Genomic DNA, 21053 nt, shown 5'->3' on the forward strand with positions numbered 1-21053 from the left:
GTCCCAAAAGACCGGGCCAACCGGGGGAGGGGGGGGGGGTCCGGTTGGGGGGGGTGCCCGGGGCAGGGACGCCGGGCCAACCCCCCAAGGGGGGGGTTCACGGCGTCCCCGCAATCCGACCCCACCCCGCCATCCCACGGAATCCCCGCTGTTGCCGTTGCCGTTGCTTCTGCAGGTGCAGGGCGCAGCCCTGCCGGCAAACCCTCACCGCTCCGAATGCCCGCTCTGGTCGTAATCGCGCGGGCTGAACAACTCCGGCTGGATCAGCTCGACAAACGCCCGCGCCTGCGCCGACAACGCCTTGCCGCGGCGAACGATCACCCCGTAACTGCGCTCGGGGAACCAGCGCTTCATCGAACGCGCCGCCAACCGCTCGTGGTCAGCATCGTTCAGGCACAGCGCCGGCACGATGGAAATGCCCATGCCCATCGCCACGTACTGCTTGATCACTTCCCAGCCGCCCACTTCCAGCGCAACCGTGTAGGCGATGCGGTGGCGCTGGAACACCTGGTCGACCAGCCGGTAAGTGATCTGCCGCTTCGGCGGCAGCACCAGCGGGTAACGGGCGATGTCGGCCAGTTCCAGCTCGCCACCGCTGGCCAGTGGATGGTCATGCGGGGCGATCAGCACCTGCTCGAAACGGTAGGCCGGGGCGTAGCTGAGGTCGGCCGGCACATCGGTCATCGAGCCGATCGCCAGGTCGGCTGCATCCTCGCGCAACAGGTCGGTGCCGTCGGCGCTGATGGCGTTGTGCAGGGTCAGGCGTACGTCGGGGTAATGCTGGCGGAAGCGTTCGACGATCTTCGGCAGCAGGTACAGGATGGTCGAGCTGTTGGCAGCGATGTTCAGCTCGCCCGCGTCCAGGCCGCGCACCTTGTCGCGGAAGCGTGCTTCCAGGCCGTCCAGGCTCTCTACCAGCGGTTGCGCCATTTCATACAGCAGCTGGCCCTCGCGGCTGGGCACCAGGCGCCGGCCGCTGCGCTCGAACAGGGGCACCCCCAGCTCGCGCTCCAGCGCCTGCAACTGCAGGCTGATGGCCGGTTGGCTGACGAAAAGCGCCTCAGCCGCTCGTGAGACCGAGCCCAGTCGCACCGTCTGACAGAACGCACGCAGCGGCTTCAGCCGATCGGATTTGTAGGAAAAACGAGGACTTGGCGAGGGGCGCGTGGTCATGGCGTCACAAGTATTAGCATAACTTATGTAAAGCATTGCAAAAACTGTTTTGCCAAATACAGGTCTGCGGCGGCACGGTGGAGTCGTTCCCCCACGCTGGAGTCCTCCCATGTCCGCCGTCGCTTCCGCTGTTCCCTCCACCGCCGCCAAGGCCACGCCGGGCATCGCCCTGGCGACCCAGGTGGCGGGCCAGGCCACCGTGCTGCCGGCGCCGTTGCTGGCGCTGCTGGTGTCCCTGCACCGGGCAGTGGAACCCGGCCGGCAGGCGCGGCTGCAGGCCCGCCGAGAGCGCCAGGCGTTCTTCGACCAAGGCGGCCTGCCGGACTTCCGCCAGGACACCACCGCGATCCGCAGCGGTGACTGGACCGTGGCGCCGCTGCCGGCCGCGCTGCAGGATCGCCGCGTCGAGATCACCGGGCCGACCGACCCGAAGATGGTCATCAACGCGCTGAACTCCGGCGCCAAGGTGTTCATGGCCGACTTCGAGGATTCGACCTCGCCGACCTGGCGCAACCTGCTGGCTGGCCAGCAGTCGTTGGCTGCCGCAGTGCGCGGCGACCTGCAGTACACCGCACCGGCATCCAACGGCAAGGCGGGCAAGCATTACGCGCTGCGCCCCTACGACGAGCAGGCGGTGCTGATCGTGCGTCCGCGCGGCTGGCACCTGGACGAAAAGCATGTGCGCGTCGATGGCCAGTTCCTCGCCGGTGGCCTGTTCGATGCGGCGGTGTTCGCCTTCCACAATGCGCGCGCGCTGCAGTCCAGGGATCGTGGCCCGTACTTCTACCTGCCCAAGCTGCAGAGCATGGAAGAGGCGGCGCTGTGGGAGACCGCGCTGTCGCACATCGAAGGCATGCTCGGCCTGCCGCACGGGCAGATCAAGGTTACGGTGCTGATCGAGACGCTGCCGGCGGTGTTCGAGATGGACGAGATCCTGCATGCCCTGCGCGATCGCATCGTCGGCCTCAACTGCGGGCGCTGGGATTACATCTTCTCGTACCTGAAGACCTTCCGCCGCCACGCTGACCGTGTGCTGCCCGAGCGCGGCCAGGTGACCATGACCCAGCCGTTCCTGAAGGCTTATTCGGAGCTGCTGATCCAGACCTGCCATCGCCGCGGCGCACATGCGATGGGTGGCATGGCCGCGCAGATCCCGATCAACAACGATGCCGCCGCCAACGAGCAGGCGATGGCGCGGGTGCGTGCCGACAAGCTGCGCGAAGTGACCGCCGGCCACGATGGCACGTGGGTCGCGCATCCGGCGCTGATTCCGGTGGCGATGGCGATCTTCGACGAGCACATGCCCACGCCCAACCAGCACCAGGTGCTGCGCCAAGATGTGCGCGTGGGTCGCGATGAACTGATCGCGCGTCCGCCGGGCACGATCACCCGTGCTGGCTTCGAAGGCAATGTCGAAGTCTGCGTGCGCTACCTGGCCGCGTGGCTGGACGGCAATGGCTGCGTGCCGATCCATCATCTGATGGAGGACGCAGCGACCGCCGAGATCAGCCGCAGCCAGCTGTGGCAGTGGCTGCACACGCCGGGCCAGCAGCTGGACGACGGCACCGCCATCGACCTGGCGCTGCTCGATACCACTCTGGCGCAGCTGCCTGCGCGCCTCGGCGATACCTCGGCGCTGCCAGGTGGCGGCCGCATCGAAGAAGCCATCACCCTGCTGGCCGAGCTGAGCCGCAGCACTGAACTGACCGACTTCCTGACCCTGCCGGCGTACGCGCGCATCGACTGATCGCTGCACGCCACTTTCCCCGCCGTTTCCTTCCCCGCTGCATCCGCACGAACCGAACTGGAGATAGACATGAGCACGCTGCCCACTGCCGAACAGATCCAGCACGACTGGGACACCAATCCGCGCTGGGAAGGCATCCAGCGCAACTACAGCGCCGCCGACGTGGTGCGCCTGCGTGGCACCGTCCATATCGAGCATTCGCTGGCCCGGCTGGGTGCGGAAAAGCTGTGGAAATCGCTGCATGAGCGCGACTTCGTCAACGCGCTCGGCGCGCTGACCGGCAACCAGGCCATGCAGCAGGTGAAGGCCGGGCTGAAGGCAATCTATCTGTCCGGTTGGCAGGTGGCGGCCGATGCCAACCTGGCCGGTCAGATGTACCCGGACCAGTCGCTGTATCCGGCCGATTCGGTGCCGGCGGTGGTCAAGCGCATCAACAACACGCTGTTGCGTGCCGACCAGCTGCACCATGCCGAAGGCAAGGATGACATCGACTTCCTGCAGCCGATCGTGGCCGACGCCGAAGCCGGTTTCGGCGGCGTGCTCAACGCCTTCGAACTGATGAAGGCGATGATCGAAGCCGGTGCGGCCGGTGTGCACTTCGAAGACCAGCTGGCCTCGGTGAAGAAGTGCGGCCACATGGGTGGCAAGGTGCTGGTGCCGACCCGCGAGGCGATCGAGAAGCTCAACGCCGCGCGCCTGGCCGCCGACGTGCTGGGCGTGCCGACACTGCTGGTGGCGCGTACCGACGCCGAGGCTGCTGATCTGCTGACCAGCGACATCGATGGCAACGACACGCCGTTCGCCACCGGTGAGCGCACCGTGGAAGGCTTCTACAAGACCCGCAACGGCCTGGACCAGGCCATCAGCCGCGGCCTGGCGTATGCGCCGTATGCCGACCTGGTGTGGTGCGAGACCGGCAAGCCGGACCTGGAATTCGCCCGGAAATTCGCCGAGGCGATCCATGCGAAGTTCCCGGGCAAGCTGCTGGCCTACAACTGCTCGCCCAGCTTCAACTGGAAGAAGAACCTGGACGACGCGACCATCGCCAAGTTCCAGAAGGAGCTGGGCAGCTACGGCTACAAGTTCCAGTTCATCACCCTGGCCGGTTTCCACGCGCTGAACTACGGCATGTTCAACCTGGCCCACGGCTATGCGCGCCGGCAGATGAGCGCCTTCGTGGAGCTGCAGGAAGCCGAGTTCGAAGCGGCCGAGCGTGGCTTCACCGCGGTCAAGCACCAGCGTGAGGTCGGCACCGGCTACTTCGATGCGGTCACCCAGGCGATCCAGCAGGGGCAGTCCTCGACCACCGCGCTGACCGGCTCGACCGAGGAAGAGCAGTTCCACGGCGAGCGCAGCGAACGCGCCGCGTGATCCGGTAGGGCCGGCCGCTGGCCGGCAACCACACGATGCTCCGGGCGCTGCGTGGCAGCCGGCCAACGGCCGGCTCTACCGGGGCTGCGGATCCGATCAGGGTGGCCAGGGAAGGGCCAGACGACGCCGGCAGATCGGGGGATCTGCCGGCGTCGTTGTATCTGTGGCTGCTGCGACAATCGGCGTCGCGGCCACGCCAAGATATTGAAATGGCTTGCTTTCCTTCTGCCGCCAATACGCGTGAATGGGGCGTTTCCCTGTGGATGAGGCGGAGCGCTGCGTCTTCACAAAAATGAGAAGCGGCGCACAGTTTGATTCACTGATATGCTCCGCGGCTCACCAGGGGACGCTGGCGGCGGGTGCAGGGAATGACCGGCAGGGGTGCGGCCGAGAACATGGACACGACAACCGGTATCGCCAAGGTGGCGATGGCCGAAATCGTGCACGCGCTGCTTTCCGAAGAAGAGGTCACCCTGTTCGCCCGGTTCGCCCAGCCCTGCAGGCTGCAGGCGGGCCAGTGGCTGTTCCAGCGCGGCCATCGCGGCGAGTGCATGTACATCATCCTTGAAGGCCTGATCGAGCTCGACTTCGGCGAGGACCTGGTGCTGAAGACGCTCGGCCGGCATGAATTTTTCGGTGAGCTCGGCCTGTTGATGGGCGACCATCTGCGCAGCGCCAGCGCGCGGGTGATGGCTGACTGCCACCTGCTGGAACTGGGGCCGGCTGATTTCCATCGCCTGGTCGAGTCCGACCCGGGCCTGGTCGCCTACTTCCTGCGGCGCACGATCCTGCGCGTGCTGACCAACGAGCAGGCCCTGATCAGCCAGCTGCGGCGGCGCAACCATGACCTGGAAGCTGCGCTGGACAACCTGTACATCACCACCCACCAGCTGACGCACACGCGTGAGCTGGTGCGCACCGACGAACTGACCGGCCTGCACAACCGCCGCGGCCTGGCCCTGTACCTGCAGGAATGCCACACGCAGGAAGAAGGGCCGCCGCAGGCATTGCTGCTGATCGACTGCGACCGGTTCAAGCAGATCAACGACCGCCATGGCCACCAGGCCGGTGACCGGGTGCTGCAGAGCATGGGCAACATCCTGCGCTCGATGGCCGGTGAACATGACCTGGCCTGCCGCCTGGGCGGAGATGAGTTCTGCCTGATCCTGCGCCGGGGCAACATCGAGATCGTGCAGCACGCCGCCGAGTTCATCCTCAGCGCGGTGCACGGCCTGCTCGAGCGCAGCCATGGCACCCCGCACGTCAGCCTGGCCAGCATCGGGGCCAGCCTGCTGGCCCCTGACGCGGACTGGAGCGAGTGGTACGCTCGCGCCGATCGTGCGCTGTACCAAGCCAAGCGCGCAGGCGGCAACTGCCTGCGGTGGACCGATGGTCCGGATGGACACTGAGCGGAGATCCAGGCGATGAATGGCGACAACGGAACGTCGGCCCCGCATAACGCCCAGCTGCGGGCGCTGCTGTTCACCGACCTGTGCGATTCGCTGCAGCTGGTGGAGCGTATCGGCGATGTCGCCGCCGCCGAATTCTTCCAGCAGCATGACCGTCTGGTCCTGGGGCTGCAGCAGCAGTGGAACGGCCAGCTGATTGATCGCTCCGATGGCTTGTTCGTTCTGTTCGAACGTCCCATCGATGGCATCGGTTTCGCCATTTCCTACCAGAACGCGGTCGACGCGATGGGCCACGAGCGCGGCATCGTGCTGCGCGCGCGCGCCGGCCTGCACGTGGGTGACGTGCTGTTGTGGGACAACAGTGCCGAGGCCGTTGCCCACGGCGCAAAGGCGGTGGAGGTCGAGGGTCTGGCCAAGCCGATGGCCGCGCGTCTGATGCAACTGGCGTGGCCTGGGCAGGTGCTGCTGTCCTCAGCAGCCGAACAGATGGCCCGGCGGGCCGACAGCGAGTTGCCTTGGGCGGCGGACGAACTGCGTTGGAAGGACCATGGGCTTTGGCGCTTCAAGGGCATTGGCGAGCGCCAGCATGTGTTCGAAGTCGGCATCCGTGGCCGCGCGCCGCTGCGCCGGCCGCGTTCGGGCGACAAGGCCTGGCGGGATCTGCCGCTGTGGCGTCGCCCGGCTGCGCTGTTCACCGAGGCGACGCTGGCGGTGGCGCTGGCCGTGGTGATGTGGACGCTGCTGCGGCCGGCGCCGGCAATCGCATTCGCCGAGCGCGACTGGGTGATCCTGGCGGCGGTCAGCAACAGCACGGCCTATCCGCAGCTGGATTCCAGCCTGGAACAGGCGCTCTACATCAGCCTGGGGCAGTCGCGCTTCGTCAACATCCTCAGTGAACTGAAGGTGCGTGACACCCTGCAGTTGATGCAGCGCCCGGCCAATGCACGGCTGGACCGCGCCCTGGCGATCGAGGTTGCGCTGCGCGATGGCGCGCGTGCGGTGCTGATGCCCACCGTGCTCGAGCTCAACGGCAAGGTACGGGTGGGCGTGGAGGTGGTGGACCCACGCACTGGGCAGACGGTGTACACGCATTTCGCCGATGGCAACGGCCTGGATTCGATCCTGGCCTCCACCGATACCGTGGTGAAGGCACTGCGCAGCGACCTGGGTGAGGCGCTGCACGATGTCAGCCGCGAGCAGAAACCCCTGCCCACGGTGGCTACCGCCAATCTTGATGCGCTGCATGCCTACGCCAAAGGCAGCGATGCGCTGGCACAGGAGCGTTTCGATGAAGCGCTGCTGTTCTTCCAGCAGGCGACCCGCCTGGATCCACAGTTCACCTTTGCCTACATCGGGCAGATGCGGCTGCAGTACGCCATGGGCAACGTGTCGGCGGCCGGCGAACTGTACCGTCAGGCGGTGTCGGGGCGCACGCGGTTGAGTGCGCGCGACCAGCTGTATCTGGACGCCTGGGGTGCGGACTTCAGTGGCGCTCCCCCGCAGCGCAGTGCGGAAAAGTGGCGGATGCTGACCCAGCTGTATCCGGATGATCCGGCTGGTTGGATGAATCACGCGATGGCCCTGTTTGCCTATGGCGACTATGACGGCGCGTTGGCCGACATGATGCCGCTGTTGGAACGCCATCAGACACATCGCGCGCTGGTCCTGTCCTTCGTTGGCCGCACCCAGCTTGCGCGTGGCGAGGTCAAGGCCGCCGTCGCTGCGTTCAAGGAAGCAGGCGCGTTGCCGAACTGGCACGGCGACATGCTGGAGGCGGTCGCGCTGCTGCTGGATGGCGAGGTACAGAAGGCGCACGAGCGCAGTGAAGCCATTACCTCTCGCGGGCTCGGCGCGCGCATGGAGTACGGCGGACTTCTCGCCCTGCAAGGTCGGGTCAACGATGCGGCCGCTGAGATGACGCAGGCCGTCGAGCAGTGCGCGAGTGTGCCGGAGCTGTGCGACATCCTGGCCCTGCAGTCACTGGCATGGACTGCACAGGCCGGCGGCAGCGGTTCCCGAGTGCAATACGCACGGTTGCTGGACCGTACCCTTGCGGCAGTCGATGAGGGAGTCGGTGCCGCACCGCGTCATCGGGCTTTCATTGCGCTGTCCGTGGCCTACCACCTGCAGCGCGCCGGCCTGGACGCCGAGCTGCGCTCCCGCCGGCCTGCACTGCAGGCGTTGGTTGAACGCAGCACCGACCCGCGGCTGCAGGAATTGTGGCTGCTGCTTCGCGCGCGTGGCGAACTGAACGCCGGCAATGCAGAGGCCGCTTCGGCACTGTTGAAGCCGCTGGCCAACGGCACGCTGTACCAGTGGCATGTACTGCAGCTGGATATCGATCGCGCGCTCGGCCGCGATCAGGCCGTGCAGCGCCGGGAGCGCTGGTTGCGCCAGCGCACGGGCATGGCCTTCGCCGAAGACGCCGGTGCCCTGGTCCTGCTGCCATTGAACGTGGCCGATGCGCGCCGGCTGGCCGATGCGGCCAGCGCGCAGCAGGCAGCAGGCGCACCCTGAGGGCGGATCAGTCCTGCAGCCCCTTCAGGCCGCTTTCGAACATGAAGGGCACCTTGAACGGTCCGGTCACGGCCAGGCGTTCGCTCAACAGCGCCGCCGCCCGGGCAAATTCTTCCTTGCCGCCCAGCGAGTCCAGCGGCGTGTTGCACGCACCAACGCTGTCAGCATCTGCGCCCAGCGCAATCAGTGCCTTTGCCGGGTCGGCAGCGAAGGCACTGCGGAAGGCATCGTCGCTGGAAAGGTGCTTGAGCAGGGTCTGGACCACTTCGGGGGAGAGAGGAGCACGGGACATGGTTCACTACCGGCAGGGAGGGGAAAAAAACAGTATCGGCTGGACGCAGCGGGAATTGATGGTGCGTGTCGGCCACCACGCTATCATCGCCGGCCACCCACGCTTCCGGATGCGCATCGAATGAACTTCCGTCGCTGCAGGACGATGATCGTCGAACCGGTGGAGCGAGCGCATTTCGACCTGGATGCGCTGCTTGCCGGCGGCAGTGGCGTTGGCTTCGAACAATCCCTGCAGGTACGCGCCGCACATCTGCCGGCGCCATGCACGGTCGACGCGGTCAGCTGCCTGTGGCTGCTCCAGTGCAGCGCGGAGCAGTGGCAGCCACTACCGGCAGAGCCGCAGGCACGGCAGCGTGTGCTGGCGCTGCTGGAGCAGGGGCTGCTGGTCAGCGACGATCCGGCGCATGCCGGGGCAGCAGCGGTCGAACAGCAGGTACGTGACAGCCAATGGTGGCCGCTATCGGCGCTGCACTACCAGCACTCGCGGTGGGATGGCGTGGACAGTGTCGGCGACATGGAGCGCAGCCAGCTGATGACCGCGCAGGACCTGGTGCGCAGCTTCGGCCCGCCGCCCGCCGAAGCGCCGGCCCGTCGGTCCGATGCGCGGCCCTTGCCGCGCTGCGATGACGACCCGATGCAGGCGCAGCTGCAGGCGCGTGCGACCTGCCGCAATTTCGACGATGCGCGCGCTGTGCCGTTGCCGATGCTGGCCCGGCTGCTGCAGCAGGTGCTGATGGCGCAGGCGCACGTGGAAACCGAACCGGGGGTGCGTTTCCTGAAGAAGAACATTCCGTCGGCCGGCAGCCTGCATCCATTGGAAGCGTATGTGGTGGCGCGCAATGTGGAAGGACTGCCGCCGGGCCTCTATCACTACCACGCCACCGCACACGAACTGGGCCCGATGGCGGTGCCTCCCGGCGACTTGGACAGCTTCTGCCAACGCCTGCTGGCTGGTCAGCACTGGTTCGCCAACGCGCCAGTGCAGCTGATCCTGGTGTGCCGCTTCGAGCGCATGTTCTGGAAGTACCGAGGCCACGCCAAAGCCTATCGCGCGATCACCCTGGATGCCGGCCACGTATCGCAAGCGCTCTACAGCGCGGCAACCGCGCAGGGGCTGGGCGCATTCGTCACCGCAGCGATCAACGAGGCCGAGGCCGAGCGGGCGCTGGGCCTGCAGCCGATGGCCGAGGGCGTACTGGCGGTCTGTGGCGTTGGCTGGCGTGCAGCCGAGCGGGTGACGGCCGAACTGGATCCGCTTGGCCAGGTGTGGCCGGTCACGCGTTGATCGACGACGCGTGACCGGACGGGATCACACCGCTTCGAAATCCACCAGCACCGCACCATCACCCACCTGGTCACCGGCCTTGGCACGATAACCCTTCACCGTGCCATCGGCCGGTGCTTGCAGGGTGTGCTCCATCTTCATCGCTTCCAGCACCACCAGCGGCGTGCCGCGCTTCACCTGCGTGCCTGCCGCCACCAGCGTTGCCACGATCTTGCCGGGCATCGGTGCCAGCAGGCTGCCGGCGTCGGCGCTGGCCTGTTCCGATTCGCCCACCGGGTCGTGCAGGGTGAAGCGGTGCTGGCCATCGCTGCCGAACAGGTACAGCTGGTCGCCGTCGCGCTGCAGCTGCAACCGCCAGCGACGCGCGTCCAGCTGCACCGACAGGGTGTGGCCATCGGCATGGCCGACGACCTGCGTCGGCGCGGCGTCATCGCACTGCACGCGCCAGCCATCGGCCGTGGCCCACACCTTCAGCGTGTGCGCCCGCTCTCCCTGCTGCAGCGGCACCACGCGTGCGGCAGGCGTGCCCAACCGCCAGCCATCCTGTGCCTGCCACGGCGAATGTGGGTCGCGCGCGTCGGCGGCAGCGGCCGGTGTGCTCACTACGGCGGCGATCGCTGCCAGTTCCCACAGCGCCTGCTCACCGTCACCGGTCGCCGCCAGTGCGGCCTGCTCACGCTCGATCAGTGCGGTATCCAGCTTTGCGTGGGCGAACGAATCGGTGTGCAGCAGGCGGCGCAGGAAGCCGGCATTGGTGGTCACGCCCACCACCTGGCAGTCGGCCAGGGCCTGGCTCATGCGCCGCAGCGCGGCGTCGCGGTCCACGTCCCAGACGATCAGCTTGGCAATCATGGGATCGTAGTACGGGGTGATGCTGTCGCCTTCCTCCACACCGGTGTCCACCCGCACGTTCGCCGACGGCGTCGGCAGGCGCAGGCGGCGCAGGGTGCCGGTGGACGGCAGGAAGCCACGGTCGGCATCTTCGGCGTACAAGCGCGCTTCGAGCGCATGGCCGTGGATGGTCAGTTCGTCCTGGCGCTTGGGCAGCGGCTGGCCGGCTGCAACGCGCAGCTGCCATTCCACCAGGTCGGTACCGGTGATGAATTCGGTGACCGGGTGTTCGACCTGCAGGCGGGTGTTCATTTCCATGAAGTAGAAATCGCCGTCCGGGCCGGCGATGAACTCCACCGTGCCCGCACCGATGTAGCCCACCGCGCGCGCGGCATCGACGGCGGCCTTGCCCATCGCGGCGCGGCGGTCGGCACTCATGCCCGGGGCCGGCGCTTCTTCCAGCACCTTCTGGTGGCGACGCTGCACCGAGCAGTCGCGCTCGAACAGATACACCGCCTCGCCATGACCACCGCCGAACACCTGGATCTCGATATGGCGCGGGCGCTCGACATACTTCTCGACCAGCACGTGGTCGTTGCCGAACGCCGAGGCCGCCTCGCGCTGGCAGCTGGCCAGCGCATCGACGAAGTCCTCGCTGCGCTCGACTTTGCGCATGCCCTTGCCGCCGCCGCCGGCGCTGGCCTTGATCAGCACCGGGTAGCCGATGCCGTCGGCCTGGGTGCGCAGGAACTCCGGCGCCTGCTGGTCGCCGTGGTAGCCCGGCGTCAGCGGCACGCCGGCCTTGGCCATCAAGGCCTTGGCCGCGCTCTTGTCGCCCATCGCGCGGATCGCACTGGCGGGCGGACCGATGAAGGTGATCCCCGCCGCGACGCAGGCGTCAGCGAAATCGGCGTTCTCGGAGAGGAAGCCGTAGCCGGGATGGATGGCCTGCGCGCCGGTGCGGCGTGCGGCATCGAGGATCGCATCGCTGCGCAGGTAGCTCTCGCGCGCGGCAGCCGGGCCGATGTGGATGGCTTCGTCGGCCAGGCGCACATGGCGTGCATTGCGGTCCGCATCGGAATACACCGCCACGGTGGCGATGCCGAGGCGACGGCAGGTGGCGATGACGCGGCAGGCGATCTCACCGCGGTTGGCGATCAGGACTTTGCTGAACATGGCAACAGACTCGGTCATGGCACAGGTCACATGCGGAACACGCCGAAGCGCGTCTGCTGCGGGGGAGCGTTGAGGCTGGCCGACAGGGCCAGGGCCAGTACCCGGCGGGTATCGGCCGGATCGATCACACCGTCGTCCCACAGCCGCGCACTGGCGTAATAAGGGTGGCCCTGCTGTTCGAACTGGTCGCGGATCGGTGCCTTGAATGCATCCTCTTCCTCGCCCGGCCACTGCCCGCCCTTGGCTTCGATGCCATCACGCTTGACCGTGGCCAGCACGCTGGCGGCCTGTTCGCCGCCCATCACGCCGATGCGTGCGTTGGGCCACATCCACAGGAAGTTGGGCGAGTACGCGCGGCCGCACATGCCGTAGTTGCCGGCACCGAACGAGCCGCCGATCACCACGGTGAACTTGGGTACCTTGGCACAGGCCACGGCCATCACCAGCTTGGCGCCATCCTTGGCGATGCCGCCCTGTTCGTACTTGCGGCCGACCATGAAGCCGGTGATGTTCTGCAGGAACACCAGCGGGATGTTGCGCTGGGTGCACAGCTCGATGAAGTGCGCACCCTTCAGTGCGGACTCGGAAAACAGGATGCCGTTGTTGGCGATGATGCCGATCGGATAGCCATGCAGATGGGCGAAGCCGGTCACCAGGGTGGCGCCATAGCGCGGCTTGAACTCGTCGAAACGCGAACCATCGACCAGCCGCGCGATCACCTCACGCACGTCGTACGGCTTGCGCGTATCGGCCGGGATCACCCCGTACAGTTCGTGCGCCGGCAGCAGCGGTTCTTCCACCGGCTGCAGCGCCATCGCTGCTTCGGGCTTGCGCCAGTTGAGCTGGGCGATGATCGCGCGTACCCGTGCCAGTGCCTGCAGGTCGTTGTCGGCCATGTGGTCGGCCACACCGGAAATGCGCGTGTGCACGTCGGCACCGCCCAGCTCTTCGGCCGTCACCACTTCGCCAGTGGCTGCCTTCACCAGCGGCGGGCCGCCGAGGAAGATCGTGCCCTGCTCGCGCACGATCACCGTCTCGTCGCTCATCGCCGGCACATAGGCGCCACCGGCGGTGCAGCTGCCCATCACGCAGGCGATCTGCGGAATGCCCTGCGCCGACAGGTTGGCCTGGTTGTAGAAGATACGACCGAAATGATCGCGGTCGGGGAACACCTCATCCTGCAGCGGCAGGAAGGCACCACCGGAATCGACCAAGTAGATGCACGGCAGGTGGTTCTGCTCGGCGATCTCCTGCGCGCGCAGATGCTTCTTCACCGTCACCGGGTAATAGGTGCCGCCCTTGACCGTGGCATCGTTGGCCACGATCACGCACTCCACGCCACTCACGCGGCCGATGCCGGCAACCACGCCAGCGGCGGGCACAGCGTCGTCATACATGCCGTGCGCGGCCAGCGGCGCGATTTCCAGGAACGCACTGCCCGGGTCGAGCAGGGCATCGATGCGGTCGCGCACCAGCAGCTTGCCGCGTGCGGTGTGCTTGGCGCGCGCCGCTTCGCTGCCGCCAAGTGCGGTGCGGGCGAGGGTGGCGTGCAGGTCGTCGACCACGGCCTGCATCGCCGCGCGGTTGCTTTCAAACGTATCGCTGCCCGGTTGCAGCTGGCTGCCTAGGATGCTCATGGGGTGCCTTACAGGGTGCGCTGGAACAGTTCGCGGCCGATCAGCATGCGGCGGATCTCCGACGTGCCGGCGCCGATTTCATACAGCTTGGCATCGCGCCACAAGCGGCCGGTCGGGTATTCGTTGATGTAGCCGTTGCCGCCGAGGATCTGGATCGCCTGGCCGGTCAGCCAGGTCGCTTTCTCGGCGGCGTACAGGATCGCGCCCGCCGCATCCTGGCGGGTGGTACGGCCCTGGTCGCAGGCGCGCGCCACCGCATACACATAGGCGCGGCAGGCACCCAGGCCGACGTACATGTCGGCGATCTTGGCCTGGATCAGCTGGAAGCTGCCGATCGGCTCACCGAACTGATGGCGTTCGTGCACATACGGCATCACCACGTCCATCGCGGCGGCCATCAGGCCCAGCGGGCCGCCGGACAGCACCACGCGCTCGTAGTCCAGGCCGGACATCAGCACGCGCACGCCGCCACCGACCGCGCCCAGCACGTTCTCTTCGGGAATCTCGCAGTCCTGGAACACCAGTTCGCAGGTGGGCGAGGAGCGCATGCCCAGCTTGTCCAGCTTCTGCGCGGTGGAGAAGCCCTTCATGCCCTTCTCGACCAGGAAGGCGGTGATGCCTTTCGCGCCGGCCTCGACGTCGGTCTTGGCGTAGACCACCAGCACGTCGGCGTCGGGGCCGTTGGTGATCCACATCTTGTTGCCGTTGAGCACGTAGCGGTCACCGCGCTTGTCCGCGCGCAGCTTCATCGACACCACGTCCGAACCCGCGCCGGGTTCGCTCATCGCCAGCGCACCGATCTTGGCGCCGCTGCACAGGTCCGGCAGGAAGCGCTGCTTCTGCGCCTCGGTGCCGTTCTTGCGCAGCTGGTTCACGCACAGGTTCGAGTGCGCACCGTAGGACAGGCCGATGCCACCGGAAGCACGCGACACTTCTTCCATCGCCACCACGTGGGCCAGGTAGCCCATGCCGGTGCCGCCGTATTCTTCTTCCACGGTCAGGCCCAGCAGGCCCTGCTCGCCCAGCTTGGGCCATAGTGCCAATGGGAACTGGTTGGTCGCATCGGTCTCGGCCGCGAGCGGCGCGATCTCGGCAGCGGCAAAATGGGCCACGCTCTGGCGCAGCAGGTCGATATCTTCGCCGAGGTCGAAGTTCAGGGATGGCACGTGCATTGCGATGGCTCCACGAGGGAAGGTGGGGAATGGACGCACCCGGAAGGGGGAAGCGGGCCGCTGTTCACAGCAGCAGCCCGCGCGGGCGATTGGACCCCAGCGTAGCGGGGTTCGGGTAAGAAGTGAATACAAATTCAAAAATTGAAACCAGACTCAGAACATGGCCTATAAACGCTCAGCATTGATGGAAGAACGCCTGGCCGGGGCCCGTGAACGGATCCTGCTGGCCACCCGCGAACTGGTCGCCACCGGCGGCTGGCGCAACGCGCCGGTAACGGCCGTGGCAACCCAGGCGGGGGTCTCCACCGGCTTGATCTACCGCCACTTCCCGTCCAAGGCCGAGCTGTTCGTGGAAGTGCTCAATGCCGCCGTGGCCCATGAGGTGGCGATCATGGAGCGCATCGCCAGCGCGCCCGAGCCGGCCAGCGTGCGCCTGCGCCAGGCCATCACCGCCTTTGTCCGCCGAGCCCTGGCTGGCCCTGGCCTGGCCCACGCCTTCATCGTCGAGCCGGTGGACCCGGACGTGGAAGCCGAGCGCATGCGCGGCCGCCGTGCCTTCGGTGATGTGTTCCTGCGCCTGGTGGAGGAAGGCGTGGCGGCCGGTGAGCTGCCGGCGCAGGACGCGCACGCTGCCGCCGCCTGCCTGGTGGGGGCCTTCACCGAAGCGATGGTCGGCCCGACCGCGCCCAGCCGCGAAGCGCACCGCGACGAAGACGTGCTGGTCGAGGCCATCTGCAGTTTCTGCCTGCGGGCTGTTGGCGCAGGGTGATGCCGCTGTTGCGGGTGCCGGACGGCTTCTGCCGCGCTTCGCGCTCGCCGGGCGCGGCCCGGCGCTACCCGCATTCGGCCACGGCCGCATGCTGCGCCGCACCAGCCCTGACGCCTGTTGTCGGGCGCGGCGTGCGTTCTATACTCGGCCCATCACGCAGTCGCTCAGCCGTGGTCCAACGACTATCAGCCAGGGGTAACGAAGAGTGCGGAATTACGATCTGGAGTTCCTGAAACGCTTCTCCATGGTGATCGCGCTGTTGATGGCCATCACCCTCGGTCTGATCCTCCTGGCCGCGTTCATCCACACCCGGATTCCGCCCGAGGTGTCGCCTACCGCCGCCAAACGCACCGAACAGCGCATTTCGCCTACCGGCGCGGTGTACGCCGGCAGCACCGGCGCGGCCGCGCAGGCTGCAGCGCATGCCGCCGCGCTGGCCAAGGCCGCCTCGCAGGTGGCCTACGGCGGTACCAAGGACGGCAAGGTGATCTTCGACAACCTGTGCACCGCCTGCCACACCACCGGCGTAGGCATGGCGCCGACGCTGGACCACTCGCACTGGGACAAGCGCCTAGCGCAGGGCAAGGACACCCTCTACAAGCACGCCATCGAGGGCTACACCGGCCCCGACGGCGGCATCATGCCGCCCAAGGGTGGCAACCCGGCGCTCACCGAGGAGCAGATCCACGCCACGGTGGACTGGATGCTGGGCAATCTGAAGTAACGGGCGCCGCATCCACGCATGGCGTGGATCTACTGCGGATACGCGTGCCCGGTCAGGTGGCCGGCAACCACGCATCGCACAGAGGTCATGAGGTTGCCGGCCAGCGGCCGGCACTACCTTTGCCCACCAAGGCCGAAACCCCGCCGCGCAGGCGGGGTTTCGCATTTCAGGGTTAGTCTGTGCGCCTCTTCCGTGGAGTCGTCTGTCGATGCGTCGCCGTTCCCTCGCCCTTGCCCTGTCCCTGCTGATGCCGGCATCCGCTTTCGCCCAGGCCCAGCCGCAGGTTGCGCCGACCCCGGCGACCGCGCCGCGCAGCCCGGCCACCGTCACCCTGGCCGCCGCGCCCGCCGACTGGCGTGCACTGGAGGGCCAGCACGTGCGCATCGCCGCGCCGCTCACCCTGGCCGGCACCGATGGCCTGGAACGCTTCGGCCAGCTCACCGTCGCCTTCGATGGCCGCCTCTGGCAGCCGACCGAAGTGGCCGTGCCCGGTAGCGCCGGTATCGAACAGGTGATGGCCGACAACCAGCGCCGCCGCCTGCTGCTGGACGACGGCAGCGATGCACGTGACCCTGCAAGCGTCGCCTACCTGCCCGGCAACCCGATGCTGCGCACCGGCATGCAGCTGCGCAACGTGGAAGGCACCGTGCGTGTGGATGCACAGGGCCGCCCCAGCCTGCAGGTCGACGGCGCATTGAAGCTGCCGGAACTGCAGCGGCCGGCCGTGCCGAGCGTGCCCGGCAGCCTGCATATCGCCGCCTTCAACCTGGAGAACTTCTTCAATGGTGACGGCCAGGGCGGCGGATTCCCGACCCTGCGCGGCGCGCGCACGCTGGACGAGCACAAGGCGCAGGTCGGCAAGCTGGTCGCCACCGTCAACGTGCTGGGCGCCGATATCGCCGCGCTGATGGAACTGGAGAACGACGGCTACGGCCCGCAGTCGGCCATCGCTGAACTGGTAAACGCACTCAACGCCGGTCTCGCGGCCGACAAGCAGTGGGCGTTCGTCGATGCCGGTGAAGGCCCCGGCAGCAATCCGATCCGCGTCGGCATCATCTACCGCAAGAGCGAATTCAAGCCGCTCGGCAAGCCGCTGACCAAGCTCGACGGTCCGTTCGTCGAGCACAGCCGTGCGCCGCTGGCGCAGGCGTTCCAGGGCAAGGGCGCGCCATTCATGGTGGTTGCCAACCACTTCAAGTCCAAGGGCTGCCGCGATGCCAGTGGTGCCGACGCCGACCGCAATGACGGGCAGGGCTGCTGGAACGCCACGCGTGTGGAATCGGCCAGGCAGCTCAACATCTGGGTGCAGGCCGAAGCCGCGCGCCTGAAGGTGAAGGACGTGGTGCTGATGGGCGACTTCAACGCCTACGCGATGGAAGATCCGATCCGCATCCTGCATGACCTGGGCTGGCAGGATGCCTTCAAGGTGGCCAAGGTCGAACAGCCCTACAGCTACGTCTACAACGGCTATACCGGTCGCCTCGATCACGCGCTGCTCAGCCCGACGATGGCCAAGCGCCTGCGTGGCGCCGCCGAGTGGCACAGCAACGCCGACGAGCAGGACGCCAGCGGCTACCAGGGCCGCAACGTGCAGGGCCCATGGCGCAGCTCCGACCACGACCCGCTGCTGCTGGGCTTCGACAGATAACCCGGCGGCCCTTCTTGTAGAGCCGAGCCCACGCTCGGCTGCTTTGCGCGACAACGGCAGCCGAGCATGGGCTCGGCCCTACAAGGGGCAAGATCGCCCGGGACTTACCCCCAGGCGATCAAGCCAATCGCCAGCACCGCCAGTGCCAGGCCGGCGCGGTTCCAGCGCGTGGTCGCCTCGCCGAAGGCGAACACGCCCACCAGCGCGCCCAGCACCACTACGCCGATGTTCATGCCGGCGAACACGGTGGCCGGGCTTTCCGGCATCGACTGGTGCGCATGCACGTAGAACAGGATGTTGCCGCCGTTGAGCAGGCCCAGCAGCGCGCCCGCACCGAGGTTGCGCCAGGCCAGGCGGCTGCGCCCACTGAAATGCCGCCACAGCTGCAACACCAGCATCAGCACGAAGGCCACGCTGAAACTGGCCAGTACTGCCGCCATCGACGGCGTGCCCGACAGCGCCACCTGCTTCAACAGCACATCCACCACCGCAAAGCCCGCCCATACGCCCAGCAACCAGCCCCAACCGCCGGCGGAAGCGGCCACTGCCGGGCCGCGTGGACGCAGGCTGATGGCCACCATCGCCAGCAGGCCCAGGCCCAGCCCAACCAGCTTCCAAGGCGTGGCGGTCTGCCCGAAGAACAGGAACGCCGCCGCCAGCGACAGCAGCAGCGACAAGCGCTGCGCCACATCACTGCGGACGATGCCGGCCACCGCCACCGCGCGGCCCAGCACCAGGAAGATCGAGGGCAGCACCACCGCCAGTGCCAGCAGCGAAACCCACGGTGCGTGCGGTGCGCGCAAGGCGTCCAGCGGCGGCTGCAGCACCACCGCCGTCATCGTCGCGGCGACCAGATAGTTCCAGGTCACCATCTGCGCAACATCCAGCTGGCGACGGCCAGCCAGCTTCAACAACACCGAAACCAGCACACTGCAGATCACGGCCAGGGACAGGTAGAGCATGGGGCGGGCACAGGGCAGCGGCGGGGGACGCTATCATGGTGCCATGCACAAGCCCTCGTTCCCCGTCGCCCCCGGCGAAACCGCCTGCATCGCACTGGAGGGCCCGGTTGGCCCGCTGGAAGTGCTCATCGACCTGCCCAAGGCCGATGTGCCGGTGCAGCCGATCGTGGCCATCATCTGCCATCCGCTGTCCACCGAAGGCGGCACCCTGCACAACAAGGTGGTCACCATGACCGCCACCACCCTGCGCGAGCTGGGCATCGCCACGGTGCGCTTCAACTTCCGCAGCGTCGGCGGTTCTGCCGGTGAATTCGACCATGGCGTAGGCGAGCAGGAGGACCTGAAGGCCGTCACCGCCTGGGTCCGCCAGCAGCGTCCCGACGACCGCCTGTGGCTGGCCGGCTTCAGCTTCGGCGCGTTCGTTTCGCTGAAGGCCGCCGCCGAGCTGCAGCCCGAAGCGCTGATCTCGATTGCGCCGCCGGCGGGCCGTTGGGACTTCGATGGCATCACGCCGCCGGCGCGCTGGCTGGTGATCCAGGGCGAGCAGGATGAAATCGTCGACCCGCAGGCCGTCTACCAGTGGCTGGACAGCCTCGATGCGCCGCATGAGCTGGTGCGCATGCCGGACACCAGCCACTTCTTCCACCGCAAGCTGATCGACCTGCGCGGCGCGCTCACCCACGGCGTCAAGCATTGGCTGGGCACGGCGGCATGAGCGAGGTGGAACTGACTCCGACGCAGCGCTACGCGGCCGGGGTGGAACGCGGCGATTGGCAGAACGACCCGGCCCAGCATGCGGCCCTGGCCGAGCTGGACCGGATCCACCTGGCCCTGGTGGACAGCGCCGAGGATGGCTGGCTGGACCGCCTGTCCTCGTTCTGGAAGAAGCCCGAGCCGGTCAAGGGCCTGTACTTCTGGGGCGGCGTCGGCCGCGGCAAGACCTTCCTGGTGGACCTGTTCTACGACGGCCTGCCGATCAAGCAGAAGTACCGCACCCACTTCCATCGCTTCATGCGCAGCGTCCACGAGCGCCTGCGCGAGCACCAGGGCCAGAGCGACCCGCTGGCGAAGATCGCCCAGGAATGGCGCAGCAACCTGCGCGTGCTGGTGCTGGACGAATTCTTCGTCACCGACATCGGCGATGCCATGCTGCTGGCGCGCCTGCTGGAGCGGATGTTCGCCGAGGGCGTGACCCTGGTCACCACCTCCAACACGGCGGTGGAAAACCTGTACCTCAACGGCCTGCAGCGCGAGAGCTTCATGCCGGCCATCGGCCTGCTGCAGCGCTACTGCGTGGAGCTGTACGCCGAGGGCACCGAGGACTACCGCATGCGCGCGCTGACCCGTTCGCCGGTGTACCGCGCGCCGCTGGCCGCCGACAGTGACGCCTGGCTGGCCACGCGCTGGGGCGAACTGAGTGGCGGCCAACCGGCCAAGGCGGGCAACATCGAGATCGAGAGCCGCAAGATCCCGGTGCGCGCGCGTGGCAAGAGCATTGCCTGGTTCGACTTCGCCGCCCTGTGTGAAGGCCCGCGTGGGCCGTCGGATTACATCGAGATCGCGCACGAGTTCAATACCGTGCTGCTGGGCGGCATTCCGGCCTTCGATCGCCTGAACGAGGATGCCGCGCGCCGCTTCGTCAACCTGATCGACGAGCTGTACGACCGCCACGTCAACCTGGTCTGCACCGCCAGCACCTCGCCGGTCGAGCTGTACACCGGCACCCGCCTGCAGGGCGCGTTCGAGCGCACAGCCTCGCGCCTGATCGAAATGCAGAGCGCCGAGTACCTGGGTACCCCGCACCGGGCGTGAGGGGTAGTGCCGGCCGCTGGCCGGCATCCGTACGATGCCTCCGGGCCCATGGGCTGCCGGCCAGCGGTCGGCACTACCCGGTGCCGACCGTCCACCGGATTCCCACCGGCTGCCCACCACCTATCCACAGAGTTGTCCCTCGCCTGCATGGCCCTGTCATGTGAAGCTGTCATTGTTCCGCTGGTGGGGTGCTGATTACCGCCACCACGACGCTTTTCGGGCTTGACTGCGCAGCCCGATCCAGCAGGTCCAAAGCGTCCAATCCGGGCGCCGATGGCACGATCCTTGCGGCGCAAGGGATTGCCGAATTTCACTACATTTGGCGTTGACGGACCCAACTACCCCCACTATCTTGTGGCTGTCGGCGTTGGGCACCCCAAGCCGCCGGGTCCATGGAATGGATCGCCGGAGCCTCCGGTGATGCCTCTCCACGCCCGCAGCGGCACCGGTCAGCACTGCCAGCAGCAGCCACAGGCGCAGGTCTCAATTCCTGCGACACCGGTCTGCCACCCTGGGGTGTCACGTCCCG

17 protein-coding genes are annotated in these 21053 nt (G+C 67.4%); 11 read left to right on the forward strand and 6 right to left on the reverse strand.

Going from position 1 to position 21053, the window contains the following annotated elements:
- Positions 1 to 204: 204 nt before the first annotated feature.
- Positions 205 to 1173 carry a LysR family transcriptional regulator gene (locus GIW57_RS20735; protein WP_089241546.1) on the reverse strand — a complete coding sequence of 323 codons (969 nt, stop codon included), beginning with the start codon at positions 1171 to 1173 and terminating at the stop codon, positions 205 to 207.
- Between the two features lie 109 nt (positions 1174 to 1282).
- Between GIW57_RS20735 and aceB the strand changes: the two genes are divergently transcribed.
- The 4 genes from aceB (at position 1283) to GIW57_RS20755 (ending at position 8217) form a co-directional block, all read left to right on the forward strand.
- Positions 1283 to 2920 carry a malate synthase A gene (aceB, locus tag GIW57_RS20740; protein ID WP_236512625.1) on the forward strand — a complete coding sequence of 546 codons (1638 nt, stop codon included), beginning with the start codon at positions 1283 to 1285 and terminating at the stop codon, positions 2918 to 2920.
- A gap of 69 nt (positions 2921 to 2989) precedes the next feature.
- Positions 2990 to 4291: an isocitrate lyase gene (gene aceA, locus GIW57_RS20745; protein WP_100554403.1), complete on the forward strand. Its 1302-nt coding sequence runs from the start codon at positions 2990 to 2992 to the stop codon at positions 4289 to 4291.
- 368 nt (positions 4292 to 4659) lie between these two features.
- Positions 4660 to 5700: a GGDEF domain-containing protein gene (locus tag GIW57_RS20750; protein ID WP_100461871.1), complete on the forward strand. Its 1041-nt coding sequence runs from the start codon at positions 4660 to 4662 to the stop codon at positions 5698 to 5700.
- A 15-nt stretch (positions 5701 to 5715) separates the two neighbouring features.
- Entirely contained in the window at positions 5716 to 8217 is a 2502-nt protein-coding gene (locus tag GIW57_RS20755) for a putative peptide modification system cyclase (protein WP_236512627.1), read from the forward strand.
- Positions 8218 to 8224: 7 nt separating this feature from the next.
- On the opposite strand, the gene GIW57_RS20760 is transcribed toward GIW57_RS20755, so the two are convergent.
- Positions 8225 to 8509 (reverse strand): NHLP-related RiPP peptide, encoded by a 285-nt coding sequence (locus tag GIW57_RS20760; RefSeq protein ID WP_180164498.1) that lies wholly within the window; start codon positions 8507 to 8509, stop codon positions 8225 to 8227.
- On the opposite strand from GIW57_RS20760, the gene GIW57_RS23735 reads away from it, so the two are divergent.
- Positions 8508 to 8633 (forward strand): hypothetical protein, encoded by a 126-nt coding sequence (locus GIW57_RS23735; protein ID WP_257216062.1) that lies wholly within the window; start codon positions 8508 to 8510, stop codon positions 8631 to 8633. The two genes, GIW57_RS20760 and GIW57_RS23735, sit on opposite strands and share 2 nt — an antisense overlap.
- Positions 8630 to 9793, forward strand: a complete 1164-nt coding sequence (locus GIW57_RS20765) for a putative peptide maturation dehydrogenase (protein ID WP_236512629.1) — start codon at positions 8630 to 8632, stop codon at positions 9791 to 9793. Before GIW57_RS23735 ends, GIW57_RS20765 begins: the two co-directional genes overlap by 4 nt.
- A 24-nt stretch (positions 9794 to 9817) precedes the next feature.
- On the opposite strand, the gene GIW57_RS20770 is transcribed toward GIW57_RS20765, so the two are convergent.
- The 3 genes from GIW57_RS20770 to GIW57_RS20780 are packed head-to-tail and all read right to left on the reverse strand — an operon-like array spanning position 9818 to position 14609.
- Entirely contained in the window at positions 9818 to 11800 is a 1983-nt protein-coding gene (locus GIW57_RS20770; protein WP_236512631.1) for an acetyl/propionyl/methylcrotonyl-CoA carboxylase subunit alpha, read from the reverse strand.
- A 26-nt stretch (positions 11801 to 11826) separates the two neighbouring features.
- Positions 11827 to 13437 carry a carboxyl transferase domain-containing protein gene (locus tag GIW57_RS20775; protein WP_100461875.1) on the reverse strand — a complete coding sequence of 537 codons (1611 nt, stop codon included), beginning with the start codon at positions 13435 to 13437 and terminating at the stop codon, positions 11827 to 11829.
- Positions 13438 to 13445: 8 nt separating this feature from the next.
- Positions 13446 to 14609 (reverse strand): isovaleryl-CoA dehydrogenase, encoded by a 1164-nt coding sequence (locus GIW57_RS20780; protein ID WP_089241527.1) that lies wholly within the window; start codon positions 14607 to 14609, stop codon positions 13446 to 13448.
- A 160-nt stretch (positions 14610 to 14769) separates the two neighbouring features.
- Here GIW57_RS20780 and GIW57_RS20785 point away from each other — a divergent pair, with 160 nt between their 5' ends.
- From GIW57_RS20785 to GIW57_RS20795, 3 genes are all read left to right on the forward strand, one after another.
- The gene (locus tag GIW57_RS20785) at positions 14770 to 15378 is read left to right on the forward strand and encodes a TetR/AcrR family transcriptional regulator (RefSeq protein ID WP_236512632.1); all 609 of its coding nucleotides are present in this window, start codon (positions 14770 to 14772) and stop codon (positions 15376 to 15378) included.
- 205 nt (positions 15379 to 15583) lie between these two features.
- Positions 15584 to 16102, forward strand: a complete 519-nt coding sequence (locus GIW57_RS20790; RefSeq protein WP_088100772.1) for a c-type cytochrome — start codon at positions 15584 to 15586, stop codon at positions 16100 to 16102.
- Positions 16103 to 16310: 208 nt separating this feature from the next.
- The gene (locus tag GIW57_RS20795) at positions 16311 to 17750 is read left to right on the forward strand and encodes an ExeM/NucH family extracellular endonuclease (protein ID WP_236512635.1); all 1440 of its coding nucleotides are present in this window, start codon (positions 16311 to 16313) and stop codon (positions 17748 to 17750) included.
- A 104-nt stretch (positions 17751 to 17854) separates the two neighbouring features.
- On the opposite strand, the gene GIW57_RS20800 is transcribed toward GIW57_RS20795, so the two are convergent.
- Complete coding sequence (locus tag GIW57_RS20800; RefSeq protein ID WP_236512636.1) at positions 17855 to 18712, reverse strand: EamA/RhaT family transporter; 858 nt, start codon at positions 18710 to 18712, stop codon at positions 17855 to 17857.
- A 43-nt stretch (positions 18713 to 18755) separates the two neighbouring features.
- On the opposite strand from GIW57_RS20800, the gene GIW57_RS20805 reads away from it, so the two are divergent.
- Both GIW57_RS20805 and zapE read left to right on the forward strand, forming a co-directional pair.
- The gene (locus tag GIW57_RS20805; protein WP_236512638.1) at positions 18756 to 19427 is read left to right on the forward strand and encodes a CocE/NonD family hydrolase; all 672 of its coding nucleotides are present in this window, start codon (positions 18756 to 18758) and stop codon (positions 19425 to 19427) included.
- On the forward strand, positions 19424 to 20524 hold the full coding sequence (gene zapE, locus GIW57_RS20810; RefSeq protein ID WP_088100770.1) for a cell division protein ZapE: 1101 nt from the start codon (positions 19424 to 19426) through the stop codon (positions 20522 to 20524). Before GIW57_RS20805 ends, zapE begins: the two co-directional genes overlap by 4 nt.
- The last annotated feature ends 529 nt before the right edge of the window (positions 20525 to 21053 follow it).

Source organism: Stenotrophomonas sp. PA-6-5C (assembly GCF_021605635.1).
Taxonomy (GTDB): domain Bacteria; phylum Pseudomonadota; class Gammaproteobacteria; order Xanthomonadales; family Xanthomonadaceae; genus Stenotrophomonas; species Stenotrophomonas lactitubi.

Coding starts and splice junctions, on each gene's coding strand:
- GIW57_RS20770 (WP_236512631.1), bottom strand. CDS start 11,800: ATGTTCAGCAAAGTCCTGATCGCCAACCGCGGTGAGATCGCCTGCCGC.
- GIW57_RS20735 (WP_089241546.1), bottom strand. CDS start 1,173: ATGACCACGCGCCCCTCGCCAAGTCCTCGTTTTTCCTACAAATCCGAT.
- aceB (WP_236512625.1), top strand. CDS start 1,283: ATGTCCGCCGTCGCTTCCGCTGTTCCCTCCACCGCCGCCAAGGCCACG.
- GIW57_RS20785 (WP_236512632.1), top strand. CDS start 14,770: ATGGCCTATAAACGCTCAGCATTGATGGAAGAACGCCTGGCCGGGGCC.
- GIW57_RS20795 (WP_236512635.1), top strand. CDS start 16,311: ATGCGTCGCCGTTCCCTCGCCCTTGCCCTGTCCCTGCTGATGCCGGCA.
- GIW57_RS20755 (WP_236512627.1), top strand. CDS start 5,716: ATGAATGGCGACAACGGAACGTCGGCCCCGCATAACGCCCAGCTGCGG.
- GIW57_RS20800 (WP_236512636.1), bottom strand. CDS start 18,712: ATGCTCTACCTGTCCCTGGCCGTGATCTGCAGTGTGCTGGTTTCGGTG.
- GIW57_RS20775 (WP_100461875.1), bottom strand. CDS start 13,437: ATGAGCATCCTAGGCAGCCAGCTGCAACCGGGCAGCGATACGTTTGAA.
- GIW57_RS23735 (WP_257216062.1), top strand. CDS start 8,508: ATGGTTCACTACCGGCAGGGAGGGGAAAAAAACAGTATCGGCTGGACG.
- GIW57_RS20780 (WP_089241527.1), bottom strand. CDS start 14,609: ATGCACGTGCCATCCCTGAACTTCGACCTCGGCGAAGATATCGACCTG.
- GIW57_RS20805 (WP_236512638.1), top strand. CDS start 18,756: ATGCACAAGCCCTCGTTCCCCGTCGCCCCCGGCGAAACCGCCTGCATC.
- GIW57_RS20750 (WP_100461871.1), top strand. CDS start 4,660: ATGACCGGCAGGGGTGCGGCCGAGAACATGGACACGACAACCGGTATC.
- GIW57_RS20765 (WP_236512629.1), top strand. CDS start 8,630: ATGAACTTCCGTCGCTGCAGGACGATGATCGTCGAACCGGTGGAGCGA.
- aceA (WP_100554403.1), top strand. CDS start 2,990: ATGAGCACGCTGCCCACTGCCGAACAGATCCAGCACGACTGGGACACC.
- zapE (WP_088100770.1), top strand. CDS start 19,424: ATGAGCGAGGTGGAACTGACTCCGACGCAGCGCTACGCGGCCGGGGTG.
- GIW57_RS20760 (WP_180164498.1), bottom strand. CDS start 8,509: ATGTCCCGTGCTCCTCTCTCCCCCGAAGTGGTCCAGACCCTGCTCAAG.